Origin of the sequence: Burkholderia sp. F1 (assembly GCF_050813845.1) — a bacterium.
GTDB lineage: Bacteria > Pseudomonadota > Gammaproteobacteria > Burkholderiales > Burkholderiaceae > Burkholderia > Burkholderia ubonensis.
The window spans coordinates 957892-977252 of sequence record NZ_CP172422.1 but is presented as its reverse complement, the minus strand read 5'-3'; the positions used below and the strand labels follow the sequence as shown (position 1 = coordinate 977252).

Below are 19361 nucleotides of genomic sequence, written 5' to 3'. Positions count from 1 at the left end.
ATATCGAATCATGAGAAGCCGTTTCGACGGCAGTGCGCGCTGCCCTGCCCGAACCGCTAAACGCCCCGAACCGGCTCCCGCCTCCCCGCGTCGAGCACGTCGCGCAGCCGCGCGCGATCGCAGCCTCGCTGCCAGATCGACACGACGACGACCGCGCACGCATTGCTGATCACGCTCGTCAACGCGCGCGCCTCCGACATGAAGCGGTCGATGCCGACCAGCAGCGCGACGCCCGCGACCGGCAGGTCGGGCACCACCGTCAGCGTCGCGATCAGCGCGACGAGCCCGCTGCCCGACACGCCCGCCGCGCCCTTCGACGTGATCAGCATCACCGCGAGCAGCGTCGCGACCTGCGCGGCGGACAGCGGCACGTCGCACGCCTGCGCGATGAACAGCGCGGCGAGCGTCAGGTAGATCGCGGTGCCGTCGAGATTGAACGAATACCCGGCGGGCAGCACGAGCCCGACCACGCCCTTGTCGCAGCCGAGCGCCTCGAGCTTGACGAGCAGGCGCGGCAGCACCGGCTCCGTCGACGACGTCGCGAGCACGATCAGCAGCTCGTCGCGCAGATAGCGCAGCAGCCGCCACAGCGAGAAGCCGTGCAGGCGCGCGAGCGGCGCGAGCACGAGCATCACGAACAGCGCGCACGCGAGATACATCGCGACGATCAGCTTGCCGAGCGAGCCGAGCGAATCGATGCCGAAGCGCCCGACCGCGAACGCGATCGCGCCGAACGCGCCGAGCGGCGCGAGCCGCATCACGAGCGCGAGCACGCGGAACAGCACGCGCGCGAGCCCTTCGACGAACGCATGCACGATGCCGTCGCGCCCTTCGGTCGCGGCGAGCGCGAAGCCGAACAGCAGGCCGACCAGCAGCACCGGCAGCACCTCGCCGGCGGCGAACGCGCCGACGAGCGTATCGGGGATGATCTGCAGCAGGAACGACGCGATGCCCGTCGCCGGCGCGCGTGCCGTGAACGATGCGAGCGCCGACGCATCGAGATGGCGTGCCGCGACATGCAGGCCGTCGCCCGGCCGCGCGGCATAAGCAATCGCGAGCCCCACGACGAGCGCGGCCGCGGTGAGCGCGTAGAACAGCGCGAGCGCCTTGACGATCGTGCGGCCGATGCGCGCGCCGTCGCCGAGCGCATTGATGCCCGTCACGATCGTGCAGAACACGATCGGCGCGACCATCATCCGCACGAGCGCGACGAACGCATCGCCGAGCGGCTTGAGCGCGACGCCCGCATGCGGAAACAGATGCCCGAGCGCGACGCCGAGCGCCATCCCGACCAGCACCTGCACGTACAGCAGCCTCAGCGGCCGCGGCAGCGTCATGCGCGCTTCCCCGCCGCGCGCTTGGGGCCCGCGGCCGGCTTGCGGTCCTCGACCACGTGCTGGAGAAACTCCTGCGCGGCCGGCGTCAGCGTGCGGCCGCGCCGCCGCACGATGCCGACGCGCCGCGTGACGACCGGCTCGACGAGCGGCACGCTCGTCAGGATCGGATGCGTCGGCAGCGGCATCGCCATCGACGGCACCGCCGCGACGCCGAGGCCCGCCTCGACGAGCCCGAGCATCGTCGTCACGTGCCGCGTCTCGCAGACGCTCGGCGCGCGCGGCGCGACGCCCGCCAGCGCCTGGTCGAGCAGCAGCCGGTTGCCGGAAGTCTTGTCGACGGACACGTAGTCGTACTCGTACAGCTCGCGCCACGTCACGCGCTTCTTCGCGGCGAGCGGATGGTCGCGCCGGCACGCGGCGACGAAGCGCTCCTCGAGCAGCGTCGTGAACTCGACGTCGGCCTCCTGGCTGCCCATGAAGCCGACGCCGAAGTCGGCCTCGCCGCTCATCACCGCGTCGAGCACCTCGTTCGCGCTCGCATCGATCAGCTTGATGCGGATCTTCGGATAGCGGGTGCGGAAACGCGCGATCGTGTTCGGCAGGAAGTAATACGCGACCGACGGCACGCATGCGATCGTCACGTGCCCGAGCCGGCTCGACGACACGTCGCGGATGCCGAGCAGCGCGGCGTCGAGATCGTCGAGCACCTGCTCGGCGCTCGGCGCGAACACACGCCCGACCGTCGTCAGCGTGACGCTGCGCGTCGTGCGCTCGAACAGCCGCACGCCCAGCGCCTCCTCGAGCTTCTCGATGCGCCGGCTCAATGCCGGCTGCGAAATGTTGATGGCGTCCGCCGCCTTGCGGAAGCTGCCGAGCTGAACCACCGCCCGGAAAGCCTGCAAGTCGGCGAGATCGAAGTTGATGCCCACGCGCTGCCCGTATGCTGGTCTGAATGCCGATTGGTGCGGCTATTCTGGGGCCTGCGCGCGGGCGCTGCAAATGCGCGCGCCGGATCGCGCGGGCTCATCCGCGCGCCGGCGCGATGCAAGCTGACGAAACGATTACAGCCGAGACGGGATGCCTCGCGCGTCGGTCAGTACGCGCTGGCTTCGTCGAGCTGCTTCACGTCGTCCGCGTCGAGCGCGAGCCGGATCGCCGCGCCGAGATCGCGCAGTTGCTCGAGCGACGTCGCGCTCGCGATCGGCGCGGTGATGCTCGGCCGCGCGATCTGCCACGCAAGCGCGACGGCCGCCGGCGTCGCGCGGTGCTTGTCCGCGACCGCGTCGAGCGCGGCGAGGATCCGCAGCCCGCGCGCATCGAGATAGCGCGCGACGTGCTCGCCGCGCGTGCTCTTCGTCAGGTCGTCGGTCGACCGGTACTTGCCCGACAGGAAGCCGCTCGCGAGCGCGTAGTAATTGACGACGCCGAGCTTCAGCTCCGTTGCGACGGGCTCGATGTCGCGTTCGTATTCGGCGCGGTCGTAGAGGTTGTATTCGGGCTGCACGACCTGATACGCGGGCAGGCCGTCGCGGCGGCTGATCTCGGCCGCCTCGCGCAGGCGCGCGCCGCTGATGTTCGACGCGCCGATGATCCGCACCTTGCCTGCATCGACCAGCGTCCGGTAAGCGCCGAGCGTTTCCTCGAGCGACGCGGAATCCGGGAGGTCCGCGTGCGAGAAATAAAGATCGATGTAGTCGGTCTGCAGGCGGCCCAGCGACTCGTCGACGGCCTTCAGGATGTTGTCGCGCGACAGGCCCGCGCGCGCTTCGAGCAGGCCGACCTTGGTCGAGATCACGACGTCGTCGCGACGGCCGCGGCGCTTCAGCCACTTGCCGATGATCGTCTCCGATTCGCCGCCGCGGTTGCCGGGCGCCCACGCCGAATAGATGTCGGCCGTGTCGATGAAGTTGATTCCGTGATCGGCCAGCGCGTCGAGCAGCGAGAACGACGTGGATTCGTCGGCCGTCCAGCCGAACACGTTGCCGCCGAACACCAGCGGCGAGACCTGGATCGAAGACGTGCCGAGCGAACGCAATGCCATGATGAGCCTCTTTGAAAACGCGTTGGAAACCTCGCGGCGCGGCGCGCCGCGATCGGAGCGGTCATGCTAGAGGACGCGCGGCACTGGCTCCAAGCGATTTCGCGCAATAACGTATTCATGATTCGCGCAATGCGCATCGCGGAATCACGAACCGATTACAATCGCGGCCACTGTTGCACTGCCAGCCATGACCTACCGACTGATCGCGTTCGACTTCGACGGCACGCTCGCCGACTCGTTCGACTGCTTCCTCGCGGCGCTGTCGCAAGCGTCGCGCCTGCACGGCTTCCGCGACGTCGACGACACGCTCGTCGCCACGCTGCGCGGCCTGTCCGCGCGCGACATCATCCGCGCGCTCGAGGTGCCGCCGTGGAAAGTGCCGCGCGTGACGCTCGACATGCGCCGGCTGATGCAGCAGCGCATCGCCGACGTGACGCTGTTTCCGGGCGTCGCCGAAACCTTCGACGCGCTCGCGGCGCGCGGCGTGCGGATCGCGATCGCGACGTCGAACAGCGAGGTGGTCGTGCGCGACCGGCTCGGCGCGCATGCGTGCCGCCACGTCGCGCACTTCGCGTGCGGCATTCCGCTGTTCGGCAAGTCGCGGCGGCTGCGCGCGCTCGCGCGCGACACGGGGCTGCGCACCACCGACGTGCTGTACGTCGGCGACGAGATCCGCGACGCAGACGCCGCACGCCGCGCGAACGTCGCGTTCCAGGGCGTCGCGTGGGGCTACACCGCGCCCGACACGTTGCAGAAGCACTGCGCGGCCCCGCTGCTGACCCGCTTCGACGCGCTGCTCGACGTCGTGTGACCGGCGCACGCGTCCATTCGTCTTACCAACCGTTACACAAGCGACAGCGCGGTTTCACCTACGGGAAAACCCCTCTCCTAGAATCAATCGGGCCGGCACTCGCTTCGACCGGCGCCGCGGCAGAGCGGCGGTCGAACCCGGCCCGGGCACACGCCCGGTCTCTCGCACAGCTACGGATCACACCATCCGTCCGTCAACTCGAGCCCCGATTGAAAGGAGGTCCCATGAACCGCTTTCCGAACGCTTCGCGCCTTGCGCTGTCTGCCGCCGGTCTGCTCCTCGTCGCCGTGACGGCGACCGCGCAAACCGCCCAACCGGCTCAACCCGGCCAGCCGGCCCCGTCGGCCACCGCGACCCGGCTCCATGAAGCCGACCAGGCATTCATCGCCGACGGTACGAAAGCCGTGTCGACGCAACGCGATGCGGCAAGAATTGCCAATTCGCGCACGTCGGACAGCCAGGTCAAGGCATTTTCGGCACGCGCGGCAGCCGACTACGAAAAAATTTCCCAGGCCACGCGCGCCGCCAGCCCGCGCGGCGTCGACGTGCCGCACAACGATCCGGACGTGGCGGCGCTCGACGGCATCAAGAACCTGCGCGGCCCCGAATTCGACAAGGCCTACCTCGAACAGGTCGCATTGACCGGCGAGCAGAAGACGATTTCGGTATTCCAGGCCGAGATCGCGTCGGGCCGCGACACGAAGCTGAAGGAAGTCGCGCGCCAGTCGCTGCCGATCCTGCAGGCGCACTACGCGGAAGCGCAGAAGCTCGCGCAGCGTCATCACCTCGCATCGGCGCAGTAACGCGCCCACCGCGCCGCGCGTGGCGCGGCATGACGGCTTCCCGCCGTCCCGCCGCCGGTCCCTCTCCCGGCGGCGGCCCGACCGCCGGCCGCGCCACCCGCTACCGGGCGAGCTTCTCCCGCAGCCGCGCCTTCACGTCGGGCCATTCGTCGTCGATGATGCTGAAGCGCACCGAGTTGCGTTTGCGGCCGTCCGGCATGATCCGCTCGTGACGCACGATGCCCTCCTGTTTCGCGCCGATCCTCAGGATCGCCGCGCGCGATTTCTCGTTGAGCTCGTCCGTCGTGAACTGCACGCGCACGCACCGCAGCCTCTCGAACGCGTACGTGAGCAGCAGCCATTTCGCCTCGGTGTTCACGCGCGAGCGCTGCACCGATTCGCCGAGCCACGTGTGGCCGATTTCGAGCTTGCGGTTCTTGCGGTCGATCTTCCAGAAGCGCGTGCTGCCGACGACCCGGCCGGTCGCGCGCTCGACGATCGCGAACGGCATCATGGTGCCGTCCGCGCGCCCCTGCAATGCAGTCGCGAGATACGCGTCGATCGTGTCGGGCCCCGGCACGACGGTGGTCCGCAGGGTCCATAGCTGCCCGTCGGCGGCGGCCGCCAGCAGCGCTGGCGCATGCGACGTGCGCAGCGGCTGCAATTCGACGTGCTCGCCGATGAGGGTCGGCTGTTCCGGCAGGACAGGCGAAGCGGTCATGAGACTTCCGGGGTCGGGTGACAGAGGGGAATGGCGCGAAGCGTCCATCATACGGCCGCGCGCCTGCCGAGATGCGCGGCGAGCCGGCCGCGGATCGCATCCGCCTCGTCGCGCAGCGCGGCGGTGAACGCATCGACGAGCAGGCTCTTCGGCCGGTGCTCGGGCACGATCACGCTGACCCGGTAAGGGAACGAACGCGCGAGCGGCCGGATCTGCAAGTCGCGTCCCGCGAAGTCGAGCGCGGTCAGCGGATTGACGATCGCCGCGCCGAGCCCCTGGCGCACGAACGCGCACACCGACACGGCCGACGGCGTCTCGACGACCGAGCGCGGCGCGACGCCGAGCTGCGCGAACGCTTCGTCGATCATGATCCGGTACGGGTCGTTCAGCGACAGGCTGACGAACGGGCGATCCGCGAGATCCGCGAGTTCGATCGTCCCCTTCGCGAGCAGCGGATGGCCGTCCGGCAGCACGCACACCTCGTCGGCCTCGAACAGCGGCGTGAGGACGGTGCCGGCCGGCGCGACGTCGTGCTCGGTGAGGCCGACGTCGTAGCGCTGCGCGGTCAGCCACTCCTCGAGCACCGGCGACTCCTGCGTCGCCACCGATACGCTGACGCCCGCATGCGCCGCATGAAAGCGCCGGCACGCGCCCGGCAGGATCGCGTGCGAGAACGCCGGCAGCGCGATCACCGACAGCTGGCCGTCGCGAAACTCGCGCAGCCGCGCGGCCGTCGCCGCGACGCGCTCCAGCCCCACATACGCGAGCCGCACGTCGTCGAACAGCGTGAGCGCGGCCATCGTCGGCCGCAGCCGCCCGTGCGCGCGCTCGAACAGCGCGAAGCCGACGATCTGCTCCATCCGCCCGAGCTCGCGGCTGATCGTCGGCTGCGACGTGTAGAGCATCTCGGCCGCGCGGGTCGCGCTGCCGGTGACCATCAGCGCGCGGAACACCTCGATGTGGCGATGCGTGAGCGTAGCCATATATATCCAGAATGAATCGAATAGCGATAAAACGGCATTTTACTGGATGACCGTTCGGGCGCATCATGCCCCTGTCCGTTCATTCGACCCGATTCAATCCTCATGTCCCTCGATTCCCGCCAGCTCGCGACGCTCGCGCAACAATACGGCACCCCGCTGTGGGTCTACGACGCCGACGTCATCCGCGACCGCATCGCGCAGCTGCGCCGGTTCGACGTGATCCGCTACGCGCAGAAAGCCTGCTCCAACGTCCATATCCTGAAGCTGATGCGCGACGAAGGCGTGCTCGTCGATGCGGTGTCGCTCGGCGAGATCGAGCGCAGCCTCGCGGCGGGGTTCCAGCCTGACGGCGATCCCGAAGGCGTCGTGTTCACGGCCGACCTGATCGACCGCCCGACGCTCGCGGCGGTGCTGAAGCACGGCGTGACCGTGAACGCGGGCTCGCTCGACATGCTCGCGCGCGTCGGCGAGCACGCGCCCGGCCATCGCGTGTGGCTGCGCATCAACCCGGGCTTCGGCCACGGCCACAGCAACAAGACCAACACCGGCGGCCCGCAGAGCAAGCACGGCATCTGGATCGACGACGTGCCGCGCGCGATCGAGATCGTGCGCCAGTACGGGCTGAAGCTCGTCGGCATCCACATGCACATCGGCTCGGGCGTCGACTACGGCCACCTGTCGCAGGTGTGCGACGCGATGGTCGACCTCGTCACGTCGCTCGGCCACGACATCGACGCGATCTCGGCGGGCGGCGGCCTGTCGATCCCGTACCGAGACGGCGAGCCGCGCGTCGACGTCGATCACTATTTCAGCCAGTGGGACGCCGCGCGCAAGCGGATCGAGCAGCATCTCGGCCACGCGGTGCGCATCGAGATCGAGCCGGGCCGCTTCCTCGTCGCCGAGTCCGGCACGCTCGTCGCCGAAGTGCAGGCGGTCAACCGCCGGCCGAAGCACGACTTCGTGCTGATCGACGCGGGCTTCAACGACCTGATGCGCCCGGCGATGTACGGCAGCTATCACGGTGTCACCGTGCACACGCCCGACGGCGCGGAACCCTGCGGCCGGCCGCTCGCGCACGTCGCGATCGCGGGGCCGCTGTGCGAATCCGGCGACGTGTTCACGCAGGACGCGGGCGGCGTGGTCACGCACCGTCATCTGCCGCAGCCGCAGATCGGCGACCTGCTGTTCCTGCACGACGCGGGCGCATACGGCTCGTCGATGTCGTCGAACTACAACAGCCGGCCGCTCGCGCCGGAAGTGCTCGTCGATCGCGGCGCGCCGCGCCTGATCCGGCGCCGGCAGACGATCGCCGAGCTGCTCGCGCTGGAGTTGGACGCGTAAGCGGATCGCTCCATCTCGTCGCAGGATCGCATCGCAACGGTCGCCGCACGCATGCGGCGGCCGGTCTCTCCCCCCGACCGCTATTCGAACGCACGGTGCTCGGCTTCGGCCACGCACAGCGTTTCATTCAACCGGACCATCAGGCGCGAATACGCGCGCGGATTGAACTTGATCCGCACCGCCGGACGCTCGTTCGCCTTGCTGAGCCAGTCGTAGTCCTCGCACAAGTCGGACGTGATCCGGGCCCATTGCCGCCCGGTCGGCACCGCGCAGGCGGCCAGCCTGTCCAGATCCGTGTCGCACCACACTTCCCAGATGTCGACGCTTTCCGGCGGATGCACGGCGGTCGCGACGCCGTAGCCGGTCAGGTACAGCGCCCTCGGCTTCGACAGGTCGGCGATCACGTAGAAGCCGTAGCCGAGCGCGCCGCCCGACGCCGGGTTCCAGCCCGGCGTCACCTGCTTCACGCCCGCCGACAGCGACGCGCGATGCCCGGACCGCGCCGCATGGTAACCGATCAGCCTCATTGGTCGCACTCCTCTTCATTTCACTTTTGGATATCCGCTGCGCACCTGCATCGCGGTCCATCCACGCTAACCGCGCATCCCGAACAGCACCATAGGCCGTTCGTCACGCCGCGCGTCATGACGACTGCCGCATTGTCCGCGCGCCGCGCGCCACGCAAAGTGCCGCCACGGGTCCGCGCACGTCGCGCGACACCCGGTCAAGGGGACCCCCGTCATGAAACAGTTCGTCCGCGTCATCTCCGTGCGCTACGACTGCGCGGCCAAGCCCGCGCGTCATCCGCGCGAACCACTCGCGGCCTATGCGGCACGCTTGCAGAACCATCTGCTCGAACATCTGCACGAGGCGGTCTCCGTCGCGCTGTACGCCGTCCGGGCGGAGCACGGCGAACTGGACGCGCGCCGCCAGCCCGTCACGTTCGTGACCGCGCCGGAGTTCTACTGGAGCGTGCCGTGGCGCGCGCTGCGCGACCTGCGCGAGGTGCGCCAGTTGCCCGCACTGCAGATCGATCCGGTATGCGAAGCGATCGCGGAAGTCGCCGCGCGGTTTCCGGTCGAGCATGTCGGGCGCATCGTGTTCCTGCCCGGCACCGCGGCGCTGCTGATCGACGTGCCGCGCCCGCCCGGCCGGCGCGCGAGCGCGGCGGTCGCCGCGCACGGCGGCGCGCTGCTCGAATCGCTGAACTGCCTGTATGCGACGGCCAACTTCCTGCCGCCGTTCGCGTCGGGCGCCGACGCGGAACCGCGGCGCGCGCTCGCATGGCCGAAGCGCCATACGTCGCGCATCGACTACGGCCAGCACAAGCACGCGCTCGAAACACCCTATTCGCGCACCTTCGAGCTTGCCGACGGCAGCTGCATCGAAGTGCTGAAGGAAAGCGATGCTGTACTACAAGGCTCGACCGCCATGCACGCGCGCGGCACGCACCTGCCCGACCGGCTCGGCGACGTGCCCGCGTTCGGCATCGACCTCTGCCGCGACTTCCTTCAGCGGCGCGGCGAGCCGCCGCTCGACGCCAACGCGGCGCATCCCGACGCGCCGCGCTACGTGATCGACTTCGTGCCGTCGTACGGCGCAACCGTCACCGACGTCGCCTTCCCCGTGCCGCGGTCGCTGCAATACATCGCGCACAACGACGGCCGCGCCGCCAGGCAGGTCGCGGTGTTCGAAGTGGACCGCACGCGGCTGCGCTGGACGCGCGTCGCGCCGGCCGCCTGCATGCGTCATCTGGGCGCGGATGCCGGCGAGCGGGTCGCGATCCACGAATTCACGGTCGACGTGCCGGTCGCGGGCGGAGCGCAATGAAATGGACACGTTCCGCTTCGCGCGCTGGCTCGACGGCCGGCGCCGCACCCCCGTGCCGCCGGCGGCGCCACGCACGGCGGACGGGCTCGCCGCGCAGCTTTGCGACGAATGCGAAGCGATGGCGCGCTTCGCGCTGCATCACGGGCTGCCCGTCGAGCCGGACATCGTCGCGCAGCTCGCGACACTGATCGCGGCGGGCCGCTCGCCGGCCGGCCCGCCGCTCGCCCCCGCGCAGCAGCGCCTGCTCGCGACGCTCCACCGCAAGCTCGCCGCGCTCGTCGCGCCCGCCACGCCGCAGGCCGTGACGCTGCTCGACCTGCATCGCCGCAACGCGCATCCGCTCGCATGGCTCGGCCCGGTGCCGCTGATCCGGCTGCTGACCTTTTCCGCGCTCGGCTTCCTGTTCGCGGTGATCGCGACGAGCCTGTCGCCGCACGTGTCGAGCGAGAACATCGACCGCGGCTTCCTGCAGTCCAACGGCACGCTGCTGCTGTGGAACACGCTGTTCCTGCTGTGCTGCGCGGGGCTCGGCGCGTCGTTCGCGACGCTGTTCCAGGCGCACCGCTATGTCGCCGCGTCGACCTACGACCCGAAGTACGACGCGTCGTACGGCGCGCGGCTGATCCTCGGCGTGATCGCCGGGCTGATCCTCGTCGAGATGCTGCCGGCCCAGCTTTTCGCGCAGGGCAGCATGCACAGCTTCGGCCGGCCCGCGCTCGCGATGCTCGGCGGCTTCTCCGCGACGGCCGTGCACCGCGTGCTGCAGCGGCTCGTCGACACGCTCGAGACCCTCGTGCAGGGCGACCGCTCGGCCGACGTCGACGCAACGCTCGTCGCCGCCCGCGCCCGCGCCGCCAGCGAGCGCGCGCAGTGGCAAGGCGAGCTCGCGGCGAGCCTGCTCGACCTGCAGCAGTCGCTCGATACGTCCGCGTCCGCCGACGCGATCCGCGCGCGCCTTGCCGCGTTCACGCGCGCGATGCTCGCCGCCGATCCGGCGCTCGCGCAGCGCGGCGCGCCGCTTTCCCCCACGCCGCCCAACGACCCTCAGGCGTAGCGCCCTGCTGTTTCTCCACACCATCCCCGTCGCCGCGACGCTCGGCGATGCCGCGTTCCTTCCAAGTCGCCGGCAGCGGCACCAAAGCCGCGCCGGCCGGCACGGGGCCGGCGGCGCACATCAGCCTGGCGGGTTGCACGCGGGCATGAACAGGTAGCCGGGCGGCGGATCGGCCGGCACGTGACGCGACAACCACAAGGCCGCCTCCGTCCGGTTGCTCACGCCGATCTGCCGGAACAGCGCATACAGATGGTTCTTGATCGTGCCTTCCGCGACGTTCAGCACGCGGCAGATCTGCTTGTTCGACTTGCCTTCGGCCAGCAGCCGCAGCACCTCGCGCTGCCTCGGCGTCAGCCGCTCGAACGCGCGCTCGTCGCCGGCCGGCGCGCCGGACGCGCGCGCGTGCCCCGCCCCGCCTTCCCCCGCCGGCACGTAGATCGCGCCGGCCGCGACCCGGGCGAGCGCGTCCGCGAACTCGTCCGCGCTCGCGCGCCGGTCGATGATGCCGGCGGCGCCGGCCAGCAGCGCGTCGGCGATCGTCCGGCGGCACACGCCGCCGACGACGCACAGCCACGGCGTCGCGCCGAACGTCTCGTGCAGCACGTTCGGCCAGATCGTGGGCGGCGCGTGGTCGTCGCATTCGATCGTGACTGCGCCGACCGTGTCGGGCAGCAGCGCGTCGCGCAAGCGATGAACGTCCTCGGGGCGCTGGGCGGACCACACATGCCAGCTCATGTCGCGTTTACACATTACGTCTGCCACGCCTGCAACGAATAACGGCGGGCTGTCGATCATCAGGACGTTCATTTGCGCGGTTTCCTCGAAAGCGGGATTTAGGTTTTTTTTACTTCCCTTCCGCCGGCTTTTTACCGCTGTTTGTTTCACCGCGCACTAGGCTCGTCGCTCCGGGAAGAATGTCCTAATTCGGCCCGGTGCCGACATTTCATTCCGTTACAACGGCCTTCCCCGGGCATCGAGCGTGACGACCGTCATCTTCTCCGGACGCTTCCAATTGCCTAACTTGATTAACGACAGCGAATGTCCGTTGTCTTCAACAGGCAGAGGAGTTTATTCATGGACGCTAATTTCATTGGTTCGGTGATTAACGCTTTACCGATGGACCAAATGATCGCCGGACCATTAAAGGCGATGATCAGCGCGCAGACGCAAGCCGCCAGGAGTTATGCGGATTTCCTGATGCAGGTCTGCATCCAGGGTGGCAAGGCGGTGGCCGTGCAGTTCGACTACGACGAGACGCTCGTCGACGAAAGCGGCGTATCGAAGGGTGTCGTGCAGAAGACCATGCGCATCCCGCTGCTCGCCGCGATCGTCCACCCGATCATCGCGATCGAGGAAGGCACGATCGACTTCGAGATGGAGGTCACGCAGTCGGAGAAGGCGTCGTCGTCGACCGAGGCCGGCGGCGAGCTCAAGGCGAAGATCGGCTGGGGCTCCGCCAGCGTCAACCTGTCCGGCCGCGTGTCGCACAAGTCGGAGCAGACGCGCAGCACCGACACGCGCGCGAAATACTCGATCCACACGCAGATCAAGCGCCAGCAGCCGCCCGAAGCGCTGATGCGCGTGATCGACTTCCTGACCGACGCGGCGACCAAGCCGGTCGTCGCCGCGGACAAGGCGCAGGACGTGAAGCCGCTGCCCGCGACGCCGACCGACGGCAAGCTGATCGGCGAGACGTCGGGCGCGGGCGCCTCGGGCGGCGGCGCACCGGCGGCGGACGCGCCCGCGCAGGCCGACGCGCACGCGTAAGCGCGCCCGGGTCCGGCCATGTTCAGGCTCTTCAAACGGCGGCGCAACGCGGCCGCGCGCGACGACCGGCCGGCCGCCGACGTGGCGGCCGGCGGGCCGTCCGACGCCGGCGAGCCGCCGGCGACACCGGCGAGCGCCGCTCAGGGCGGACAGCCGGGCGCGACGGCCGCCCCGTTCGCCGCGCCGGAGGCCGCGCCCGCCGGCGAAGCGTCGTCGTCCGACGCGGCCTCCGGCGCGTTGCCCGACGCGGCACCGGGGACGTCCGCCGGTCCGGCGTCAGACGCGTCGGACGGCCACGCGTCCGCCCGCCGCCCGACGCGCCGCCGCCCGCTCCGCCCGCGCCCCTGCCGGCTCGCCGCCCGGCGAGCCGACGGACGCCGACCGCCCGCCGCCGCGCGGCCTCGCGCTCGACGAGATCGCGCGCGGCATGCAGCACGCCGCGGCGGCTGCGAATCAGCTGCTCGCGCATCAGTACACGGCCGTGCTCGACCAGTTCTTCGACCGGCGCGACGACGGCTTGCTCGCGCCGCGCGAAGTCCAGGTCGCGCTCGACGCCGAGCACACGATGCCGGTGCCGCTCGTCGCGCTCGCGACGCCGCGCGGCCTCGCGCTCGAGCGGATGGTCGTGCACCTGACGGTGCGCGGCGATTTCACCGAGGCGCATCCGGCCGGCGGCTTCGCGGGCGACGACCAGCGCGGGCGCTTCTACGTGACGCTCGCGCCACGCTCGGCGAAGAAGGATGCGCAAGGCAACGCGGGGCGCCGCGACACCGAGCACATCGACATCGAAATGCAGTTCGCGGCGCTCGCGCCGCCCGAAGCGATCATGCGCGTGATCGACGAATACACGAATCGCCTGGTGCCGCGCGCACGGCACGGCAACGAGGAGCACCACGATGGCGAACCAGCCTGAACGCACCGGCACGCAAGGCATCGAGCTGATCAAGCAGTTCGAGGGCCTGCGGCTCGCGCGGTATCTCGATGCGGTCGGCAAGCCGACCATCGGCTACGGCCACCTGATCCTGCCGCACGAGCGCTTCACCCGCCCGCTCACGCCGGCCGAAGCCGACGCGCTGCTGCGGCAGGACCTGCGCAGCGCCGAGCTGAACCTGCGCAAGCTGCTGTGCGTGCCGGTCACGCAGCCGCAGTTCGACGCGCTGATGTCGTTCGTCTTCAATCTCGGCTCGGGCCGCCTGCGCTCGTCGACGCTGCTGCGCTACCTGAACGCCGGTGCGCCGGCGCGCGCGGCCGACCAGTTCCTGGTCTGGAACAAGGCGGGCGGGCGGCCGCTCGCGGGCCTCACGCGGCGCCGCCAGGCCGAACGCGCGCTGTTCCTGTCGTGAACGGCGCACGCGGCGCGCAACGATCGTCACGGGTCGCCGACCCTGCCGTTCGCGCCATTCACCACGCCGCGCGCCGCACCTAAGCTGAAGCCGTCGTCTTACGAAGCCGCATCCCCGCACCTCAACGATTCGTCACCACAGGAGCCCCGCATGAACGCTATTCCCCGGCCCGGCCGCCCGACGCCGCCCCGCGTCGCCCTCCCGCGCCTGCCTCGCGCCGCGCGCGCCGCCGTTGCCGCAGCCGCGCTCACCATCGCGGCAGTCGCGCCGCAAGCCGCTTGCGCCGCCGGCGCGGCGCCGCTGCCCGCTTACGCCGCCGACCTGGCGCGCACGTCGGTGTCCGGCCTGTCGTCCGGCGGCTTCATGGCGGCGCAGTTCGACGTCGCGTATTCGAGCCGGCTGATCGGCGCGGGCATCGTCGCCGGCGGGCCGTTCTACTGCGCGGGCGCGAACGAGCTGATCGAGCCGGCGGTCGCCGCGGCGACGCTGTGCATGCAGCCGGTCGGCCCGGCGCCGTCCGCGAACGACGCGTGGCGCAACGCGCGAACGTTCGCGCAGCGCGGCGAGATCGACGATCCGGCGAACCTGCGCCGCCAGCGCATCTACGTGTTCAGCGGCGCGAAGGACACGGTCGTGCTGACGCGCGTCGTCGACCAGACCACGCGCTTCTACGAGCTCGCGCAGGTAAGCGCCGCGAACCTCCAGTACCGGCGCCATCCGGACGCCGGCCACGCGTTCGTCACGAACCGCCCCGGCGACGCCGCGTGCAGCGCGAACGCGAGCCCGTACATCGACAACTGCGGCTTCGAGCAGGCGCACGACATCGTCCGCTGGATCTACGCGACGCCCGGCAAGCCGCTCAACCCGCCCGCCGCGCAGGCCGGCGGCAAGCTGCTCGCGTTCGACCAGCGCGCGTTCGACCCGCAGCGGCGCGCGTCGCTCGACGACACCGGCTACGCCTATGTCCCGGCAGCGTGCGAGCGCGAGACGTGCGCGGTGCACGTGGTGTTCCACGGCTGCGTGCAGAACGTCGCGACGCTCGGCGAGCGGATGATCCGCGGCGCCGGCTACAACGAGATCGCCGACACGAACCGGCTGATCGTGCTCTATCCGCAGGTCGCGAAGTCGGTGGCGAACCCGCTCGGCTGCTGGGACTTCTGGGGCTATACGAACACCGAGCCGACCCGGCCCGGCTTCTATCGCCGCGACGCGCCGCAGATGGCCGCCGTGATGCAGATGGTGCAGCGCCTCGGCGCCGCGCGCCCGTGAACCGCATGCCGTCACGGCCCGCCGCTTCCACGAACCTCGCACGATTCACTCGACAAGGATCCGTCATGTTTTCTTCGCTGATCGCCCAATGGGAAAGCGCGAACCTCGGCGCGCTCGAGCTGTTCGGCAAGGTCGTCGCGCAGACGACCGGCGCCGGCAGCGCGCCCCGCGGCCCCGCGTGGCGCGCGTTCGCGCATACCGCGCTGCTGACCGGACATCACTATCTCGACGCCTGCCAGGCCGCCACCAACACGCTGTGGCGCGACCAGGTCGAGCGCGTCGGGCTGAAGCAATCCGCCGCCGCGATCAAGGAGCTGGCCGCGCTGAACGCCGACCTCGCGACGCGTTTCATGCAGAGCCATCTGCAGCACGCCGGCGCGCTCGCCGATGCCGCCGCGCAATGCCTCGACGATCTCGGCCGCACGCGCGGCCCCGGCGACGCCGCGATGGCGCTCGGGCGCTTCGCCGGCGACCTGCACGCGCAGACCCGCGCGCAGGCGCTGCACGTGTCGTCGCTGACCGCGGGAATCGCGCCGGCGCTCGCGCAATGGGCCGACCGCAACCTGCTCGACGCCCCCGACGCGAGCGCGACGGAGCAAACGTCATGAACATCCGGCTCCGGTTCGTCAACCGCTCGAACGATTGCGGCAACAGCGAGGTGGTGCTGTTCCAGCGCGATGTCATGCCCGATTTCAACGAACTCGCGATCGCGTGGAAGGTGATCCGCTATTGCGGGCGCGACTGCGTCCATCCGTTCGAGTACGCGACCGACATCGAGATCGCGCTCGGCGACGAGCACGGCAACTTCTCGCCGCGCTTCGCCGCGCCGGCGGGCGCGCGCTTCGCGATCGACCCGCTGGCGAGCGGCCGCGGACAGCTCGCGCCGGACGCGCCGGACGCCGCGGGCGGCGACGTCGAAGTCGTGAACCGCCTGACGCGCGGCGCGGTGAACGTCAACGCGTTCTGCGCGGGTCGGCTGATCGCCGCGAAGCACGCGGTCGCGCCGGGCCAGAAGGCCGTGTTCCGCTTCACGCCCGCGCTGTGGATCGCCGTCGCGTCGCAGGTGCAGGAGAGCCACGCGCTGAACGCCGCGGTGCTGTCGAGCGCCAACACGCTGCTGCCGCTCGCGGGCGTCGCCGCCGCGGACGTCGTGATGACGGGCGGCGGCACCGGCGCCGATGCCCAGCCGTTCAGCTTCGCGCTCGAGCAGGTCGAGCGACGGTAGCGTCCGGCGCGTTTTTCTTCGATCCGTTTTACCTGGTTGACCAGATTTTGCGGCCTGGCTTCATGGCCAGGCCGGTGGGAAGGTGCGCGGCAAACCGATTGCCGTCTTTCAACTCAAGGAGCAACGACGTGGATATTCAACTGAACCTGATCAACCGCTCGAACGATGCGAACAACTCCAGCATCGTGATTTTCCAGAAGAACGTCGCGACCGATTTCGACGAGCTCGCGATCGCGTGGAAGGTGATCCGCAATTGCGGACAGGGCGACAACCATCCGTTCAAGTTCCCGATGACGATGAGCGTGAGCGCGAGCGACGCCTACGGCAACCACATGCCGCAGCAGAACGCGAGCAACGGCCAGGTGTTCCAGGTCGTGCGCTCCAGCTCGGGCGACGTGCTGCAGCTCGGCGGCGACCCCGGCGCCAGCAGCGAGGTGCAGGTCCGCAACGACCTGCCGGCGGGCGCGGTGAACGCGACGATCTACAAGGACGGCAGCGCGCTCGCGCGCAAGACGTCGATCGCGCCGGGCCAGAAGGCGGTGTTCCAGTTCAAGCCGACGCTGTGGATCGGCGTCGCGTCGCAGATCGAGCAAGGCGCGCTGATGAACTCGGCCGTGATCTCCGACATCAACACTGAACTGTCGCTGCTCGGCATCGCGAGCGCCGACATCGTGATGACCGGCGGCGGCCCGGGCCCGCGCTCGCAGCCGTTCACGTTCCTCCTCGAAAACGTCGTGATGGCGTAACACCCGACGCGCGCCGGCGGCCTCCGCCGGCCGCTTTCATTCAGGCATCCGAATCAAGGTGACTCATGGACATCAAGCTCAATTTCGTCAATCTGTCGAACGACGTCAACAACAGCCAGGTGGTGATCTTCCAGAAGAACGTGTCGACCGACTTCGACGAGCTCGCGATCGCGTGGAAGGTGATCACGAACTGCGGGCGCGGCGACAATCATCCGTTCGTCTTTCCGCTGGTGACGACCGTTTCCGCGAGCGACGCGGACGGCAACTTCATGCCGCCGAAGCGCGCGGACAACGGTCAGCTGTTCAGCGTGGCGCGCGCGACGTCGGGCAACGTGCTGGCGCTCGCCGGCCCGGCGCCGACGTCGCGCGAGATCCAGCTGCGCAATGACCTGCGCCAGGGTGCGATCACCGCGTCGGTCTTCAAGGACAGCCGCCTGCTCGCGCGCAAGACCGGCATCGTGCCGGGGCAGAAGGCGGTGTTCGAGTTCAAGCCGACGCTGTGGATCGGCACCGCGTCGCAGATCGAGCAGGGCGCGGTGATGAACTCGGCGGTGATCTCCGACATCAACACCGAGCTGTCGCTGCTCGGCATCAAGAGCGCCGACATCGTGATGACGGGCGGCGGCGGCGGCACGACCGCGACGCCGTACCAGTTCAAGCTCGCGAACGTCGTGATGGGCTGAGCCTGGCGACGCCGGCCGGCGCGCGCGCCACGCGCGCCGCACCGGCCGATCGATTTCGACGAGGCGCTCGAATGCCCGTTCGTCAACGAACCGGCGCGACGCACGGGGTCGGGTGAACCCTCACCTCGCGTCGTAGCACCTGATGCTGCGCAGTACGTGCAACCTCAGCAGATCGTGTGTGTCACCGTTGCCAACGAGAGAAAAACATTCCACGCAACGAAGAAAGTCCGTGCGTTTTTGGAAGCACTTTCCTTTTTGACAAAACTAAGATTGCCCTCAGTCGTTCAGCAGTCGTGGTCGCCGGATACGCAGCGCCGATGCATCCGGTCTACAACACTCACAAGCCGCACGGGCAATCATGAACACCATGCTTGAACTCTTCGCCGCCCTCCTTCGCTTCGCCACCCCGCGCCGGCGCCTGAGCCGTGCCGCGCCCGCGCGCGATCGCACGCCACAACGGACCCCATAACGCACGCATGCGGCCGGTCCGCGCCGGCCCGCCGCGTTTTCCGCGCCGTGTGACACACGGCCCCCTGCCCGCCCACGGCGACGCCGCCCGTCGCCGCGGACGCGCTCACCCTGAATTTTTCAACGACAGCCCAGGAGATAACCATGAAGCGCCTCGCCCCGACATTCAAGTTCAAGCAAGGTTTCGCCGCCGTACTGCTGTGCGCCGCCGCCGCGACGTCGCACGCGGCCGACCTGCTCGACACCGTCAAGCAGGCCGGCGTGCTGAAGATCGCGCTCGAAGGCACCTACCCGCCATTCGACTACCGCAACGCCGACGGCCAGCTCGAAGGTTTCGACGTCGACGTAGCCAAGGCGGTCGCCGCGCGCCTCGGCGTGAAGCCGCAGTTCGTCACGACCGAATGGAGCGGCATCCTCGCCGGGCTGCAGGCCGGCAAGTTCGACGTGATCGTCAACCAGGTCGCGATCACGTCCGCGCGCAAGCAGGCGCTCGATTTCAGCCAGCCATACGTGTATTCGTCCGCGCAGCTGCTGCAGCGGCAGAACGACACGCGCGCGTTCAAGTCGCTCGATGAGCTGAAGGGCAGGAAGGTCGGCGTGACGATGGGCAGCAACTACGTCGACCTCGTGAAAACCGTGCCCGCGATCGACCTGCAGGTGTATCCCGGCACGCCGGAGAACCTGCGCGATCTCGCGGCCGGCCGCATCGACGCGGCGGTCAACGACCGGCTGATGCTCGGCTACCTGATCAAGAACTCGCACCTGCCGCTGCGCCCCGGCTCCGTGCTCGCGGGCGCCGAGGACCAGATGGGCATCCCGTTCCGCAAGGGCAACCCGAAGTTCGCGAAGGCCATCGACGACGCACTCGCGTCGCTGCAGCAGGACGGCACGCTGAAGAAGCTGTCGATGCAGTGGTTCGGCGCCGATACGACGAAACCCGTCATGCAATGACGCAGCCCC

General features: G+C 69.6%; 21 protein-coding genes. 14 read left to right on the top strand and 7 right to left on the bottom strand.

Annotated features, from left to right (window positions below; translation table 11 throughout):
• Positions 1-56: 56 nt before the first annotated feature.
• The 3 genes from dctA to ACFIMZ_RS23455 form a co-directional block, all read right to left on the bottom strand.
• Positions 57-1337, bottom strand: coding sequence for a C4-dicarboxylate transporter DctA (gene dctA / locus ACFIMZ_RS23465; protein WP_431824692.1), 1281 nt, complete (start codon positions 1335-1337; stop codon positions 57-59).
• Positions 1334-2266: a LysR family transcriptional regulator gene (locus ACFIMZ_RS23460; protein WP_431824691.1), complete on the bottom strand. Its 933-nt coding sequence runs from the start codon at positions 2264-2266 to the stop codon at positions 1334-1336. The genes dctA and ACFIMZ_RS23460 overlap by 4 nt, the downstream gene beginning before the upstream one ends.
• 164 nt (positions 2267-2430) lie before the next feature.
• Positions 2431-3378: an aldo/keto reductase gene (locus ACFIMZ_RS23455; RefSeq protein ID WP_431824690.1), complete on the bottom strand. Its 948-nt coding sequence runs from the start codon at positions 3376-3378 to the stop codon at positions 2431-2433.
• A gap of 187 nt (positions 3379-3565) precedes the next feature.
• On the opposite strand from ACFIMZ_RS23455, the gene ACFIMZ_RS23450 reads away from it, so the two are divergent.
• Together ACFIMZ_RS23450 and ACFIMZ_RS23445 are read left to right on the top strand one after the other, a co-directional pair.
• Complete coding sequence (locus ACFIMZ_RS23450; RefSeq protein WP_431824689.1) at positions 3566-4189, top strand: HAD hydrolase-like protein; 624 nt, start codon at positions 3566-3568, stop codon at positions 4187-4189.
• A gap of 224 nt (positions 4190-4413) precedes the next feature.
• Positions 4414-4992 (top strand): DUF4142 domain-containing protein, encoded by a 579-nt coding sequence (locus ACFIMZ_RS23445; RefSeq protein ID WP_431824688.1) that lies wholly within the window; start codon positions 4414-4416, stop codon positions 4990-4992.
• A gap of 100 nt (positions 4993-5092) precedes the next feature.
• Here ACFIMZ_RS23445 and ACFIMZ_RS23440 read toward each other — a convergent pair whose 3' ends face one another.
• Together ACFIMZ_RS23440 and ACFIMZ_RS23435 are read right to left on the bottom strand one after the other, a co-directional pair.
• Positions 5093-5692 carry a GNAT family N-acetyltransferase gene (locus ACFIMZ_RS23440; protein ID WP_431824687.1) on the bottom strand — a complete coding sequence of 200 codons (600 nt, stop codon included), beginning with the start codon at positions 5690-5692 and terminating at the stop codon, positions 5093-5095.
• Between the two features lie 47 nt (positions 5693-5739).
• Positions 5740-6675 carry a LysR family transcriptional regulator gene (locus ACFIMZ_RS23435; RefSeq protein ID WP_431824686.1) on the bottom strand — a complete coding sequence of 312 codons (936 nt, stop codon included), beginning with the start codon at positions 6673-6675 and terminating at the stop codon, positions 5740-5742.
• A 102-nt stretch (positions 6676-6777) separates the two neighbouring features.
• Between ACFIMZ_RS23435 and lysA the strand changes: the two genes are divergently transcribed.
• Positions 6778-8016: a diaminopimelate decarboxylase gene (gene lysA, locus ACFIMZ_RS23430; protein WP_431824685.1), complete on the top strand. Its 1239-nt coding sequence runs from the start codon at positions 6778-6780 to the stop codon at positions 8014-8016.
• Between the two features lie 80 nt (positions 8017-8096).
• Here lysA and ACFIMZ_RS23425 read toward each other — a convergent pair whose 3' ends face one another.
• The gene (locus tag ACFIMZ_RS23425; RefSeq protein ID WP_431824684.1) at positions 8097-8543 is read right to left on the bottom strand and encodes a hypothetical protein; all 447 of its coding nucleotides are present in this window, start codon (positions 8541-8543) and stop codon (positions 8097-8099) included.
• Positions 8544-8757: 214 nt separating this feature from the next.
• Here ACFIMZ_RS23425 and ACFIMZ_RS23420 point away from each other — a divergent pair, with 214 nt between their 5' ends.
• The gene (locus ACFIMZ_RS23420; protein WP_431824683.1) at positions 8758-9846 is read left to right on the top strand and encodes a hypothetical protein; all 1089 of its coding nucleotides are present in this window, start codon (positions 8758-8760) and stop codon (positions 9844-9846) included.
• A 1-nt stretch (position 9847) separates the two neighbouring features.
• Positions 9848-10900 (top strand): hypothetical protein, encoded by a 1053-nt coding sequence (locus ACFIMZ_RS23415; protein ID WP_431824682.1) that lies wholly within the window; start codon positions 9848-9850, stop codon positions 10898-10900.
• Positions 10901-11020: 120 nt separating this feature from the next.
• Here the strand turns inward: ACFIMZ_RS23415 and ACFIMZ_RS23410 are convergent, their stop codons facing one another.
• Entirely contained in the window at positions 11021-11707 is a 687-nt protein-coding gene (locus tag ACFIMZ_RS23410) for a response regulator transcription factor (protein ID WP_431824681.1), read from the bottom strand.
• Between the two features lie 267 nt (positions 11708-11974).
• Between ACFIMZ_RS23410 and ACFIMZ_RS23405 the strand changes: the two genes are divergently transcribed.
• From ACFIMZ_RS23405 to ACFIMZ_RS23365, 9 genes are all read left to right on the top strand, one after another.
• The gene (locus ACFIMZ_RS23405; RefSeq protein ID WP_431824680.1) at positions 11975-12667 is read left to right on the top strand and encodes a DUF2589 domain-containing protein; all 693 of its coding nucleotides are present in this window, start codon (positions 11975-11977) and stop codon (positions 12665-12667) included.
• Between the two features lie 427 nt (positions 12668-13094).
• Positions 13095-13580 carry a DUF2589 domain-containing protein gene (locus tag ACFIMZ_RS23400; protein ID WP_431824679.1) on the top strand — a complete coding sequence of 162 codons (486 nt, stop codon included), beginning with the start codon at positions 13095-13097 and terminating at the stop codon, positions 13578-13580.
• Positions 13564-14010, top strand: coding sequence for a lysozyme (locus ACFIMZ_RS23395; RefSeq protein WP_431824678.1), 447 nt, complete (start codon positions 13564-13566; stop codon positions 14008-14010). The genes ACFIMZ_RS23400 and ACFIMZ_RS23395 overlap by 17 nt, the downstream gene beginning before the upstream one ends.
• Before the next feature lie 150 nt (positions 14011-14160).
• Positions 14161-15279 (top strand): extracellular catalytic domain type 2 short-chain-length polyhydroxyalkanoate depolymerase, encoded by a 1119-nt coding sequence (locus ACFIMZ_RS23390; protein ID WP_431824677.1) that lies wholly within the window; start codon positions 14161-14163, stop codon positions 15277-15279.
• A gap of 65 nt (positions 15280-15344) precedes the next feature.
• Positions 15345-15887: a hypothetical protein gene (locus ACFIMZ_RS23385; RefSeq protein ID WP_431824676.1), complete on the top strand. Its 543-nt coding sequence runs from the start codon at positions 15345-15347 to the stop codon at positions 15885-15887.
• Positions 15884-16504 carry a hypothetical protein gene (locus ACFIMZ_RS23380; protein ID WP_431824675.1) on the top strand — a complete coding sequence of 207 codons (621 nt, stop codon included), beginning with the start codon at positions 15884-15886 and terminating at the stop codon, positions 16502-16504. The genes ACFIMZ_RS23385 and ACFIMZ_RS23380 overlap by 4 nt, the downstream gene beginning before the upstream one ends.
• Before the next feature lie 128 nt (positions 16505-16632).
• Complete coding sequence (locus ACFIMZ_RS23375) at positions 16633-17250, top strand: hypothetical protein (protein WP_431824674.1); 618 nt, start codon at positions 16633-16635, stop codon at positions 17248-17250.
• A gap of 65 nt (positions 17251-17315) precedes the next feature.
• On the top strand, positions 17316-17933 hold the full coding sequence (locus tag ACFIMZ_RS23370; RefSeq protein WP_431824673.1) for a hypothetical protein: 618 nt from the start codon (positions 17316-17318) through the stop codon (positions 17931-17933).
• A gap of 612 nt (positions 17934-18545) precedes the next feature.
• Entirely contained in the window at positions 18546-19352 is an 807-nt protein-coding gene (locus ACFIMZ_RS23365; RefSeq protein WP_431824672.1) for a transporter substrate-binding domain-containing protein, read from the top strand.
• Positions 19353-19361 lie beyond the last annotated feature (9 nt).

What these genes read in the sequence shown, in the direction of transcription:
- dctA (WP_431824692.1), bottom strand. Translation starts at nt 1,337, where the DNA reads ATGACGCTGCCGCGGCCGCTGAGGCTGCTGTACGTGCAGGTGCTGGTC.
- ACFIMZ_RS23455 (WP_431824690.1), bottom strand. Translation starts at nt 3,378, where the DNA reads ATGGCATTGCGTTCGCTCGGCACGTCTTCGATCCAGGTCTCGCCGCTG.
- ACFIMZ_RS23450 (WP_431824689.1), top strand. Translation starts at nt 3,566, where the DNA reads ATGACCTACCGACTGATCGCGTTCGACTTCGACGGCACGCTCGCCGAC.
- ACFIMZ_RS23445 (WP_431824688.1), top strand. Translation starts at nt 4,414, where the DNA reads ATGAACCGCTTTCCGAACGCTTCGCGCCTTGCGCTGTCTGCCGCCGGT.
- ACFIMZ_RS23440 (WP_431824687.1), bottom strand. Translation starts at nt 5,692, where the DNA reads ATGACCGCTTCGCCTGTCCTGCCGGAACAGCCGACCCTCATCGGCGAG.
- ACFIMZ_RS23435 (WP_431824686.1), bottom strand. Translation starts at nt 6,675, where the DNA reads ATGGCTACGCTCACGCATCGCCACATCGAGGTGTTCCGCGCGCTGATG.
- lysA (WP_431824685.1), top strand. Translation starts at nt 6,778, where the DNA reads ATGTCCCTCGATTCCCGCCAGCTCGCGACGCTCGCGCAACAATACGGC.
- ACFIMZ_RS23425 (WP_431824684.1), bottom strand. Translation starts at nt 8,543, where the DNA reads ATGAGGCTGATCGGTTACCATGCGGCGCGGTCCGGGCATCGCGCGTCG.
- ACFIMZ_RS23420 (WP_431824683.1), top strand. Translation starts at nt 8,758, where the DNA reads ATGAAACAGTTCGTCCGCGTCATCTCCGTGCGCTACGACTGCGCGGCC.
- ACFIMZ_RS23415 (WP_431824682.1), top strand. Translation starts at nt 9,848, where the DNA reads ATGGACACGTTCCGCTTCGCGCGCTGGCTCGACGGCCGGCGCCGCACC.
- ACFIMZ_RS23410 (WP_431824681.1), bottom strand. Translation starts at nt 11,707, where the DNA reads ATGAACGTCCTGATGATCGACAGCCCGCCGTTATTCGTTGCAGGCGTG.
- ACFIMZ_RS23405 (WP_431824680.1), top strand. Translation starts at nt 11,975, where the DNA reads ATGGACGCTAATTTCATTGGTTCGGTGATTAACGCTTTACCGATGGAC.
- ACFIMZ_RS23400 (WP_431824679.1), top strand. Translation starts at nt 13,095, where the DNA reads ATGCAGCACGCCGCGGCGGCTGCGAATCAGCTGCTCGCGCATCAGTAC.
- ACFIMZ_RS23395 (WP_431824678.1), top strand. Translation starts at nt 13,564, where the DNA reads ATGGCGAACCAGCCTGAACGCACCGGCACGCAAGGCATCGAGCTGATC.
- ACFIMZ_RS23390 (WP_431824677.1), top strand. Translation starts at nt 14,161, where the DNA reads ATGAACGCTATTCCCCGGCCCGGCCGCCCGACGCCGCCCCGCGTCGCC.
- ACFIMZ_RS23385 (WP_431824676.1), top strand. Translation starts at nt 15,345, where the DNA reads ATGTTTTCTTCGCTGATCGCCCAATGGGAAAGCGCGAACCTCGGCGCG.
- ACFIMZ_RS23380 (WP_431824675.1), top strand. Translation starts at nt 15,884, where the DNA reads ATGAACATCCGGCTCCGGTTCGTCAACCGCTCGAACGATTGCGGCAAC.
- ACFIMZ_RS23370 (WP_431824673.1), top strand. Translation starts at nt 17,316, where the DNA reads ATGGACATCAAGCTCAATTTCGTCAATCTGTCGAACGACGTCAACAAC.
- ACFIMZ_RS23365 (WP_431824672.1), top strand. Translation starts at nt 18,546, where the DNA reads ATGAAGCGCCTCGCCCCGACATTCAAGTTCAAGCAAGGTTTCGCCGCC.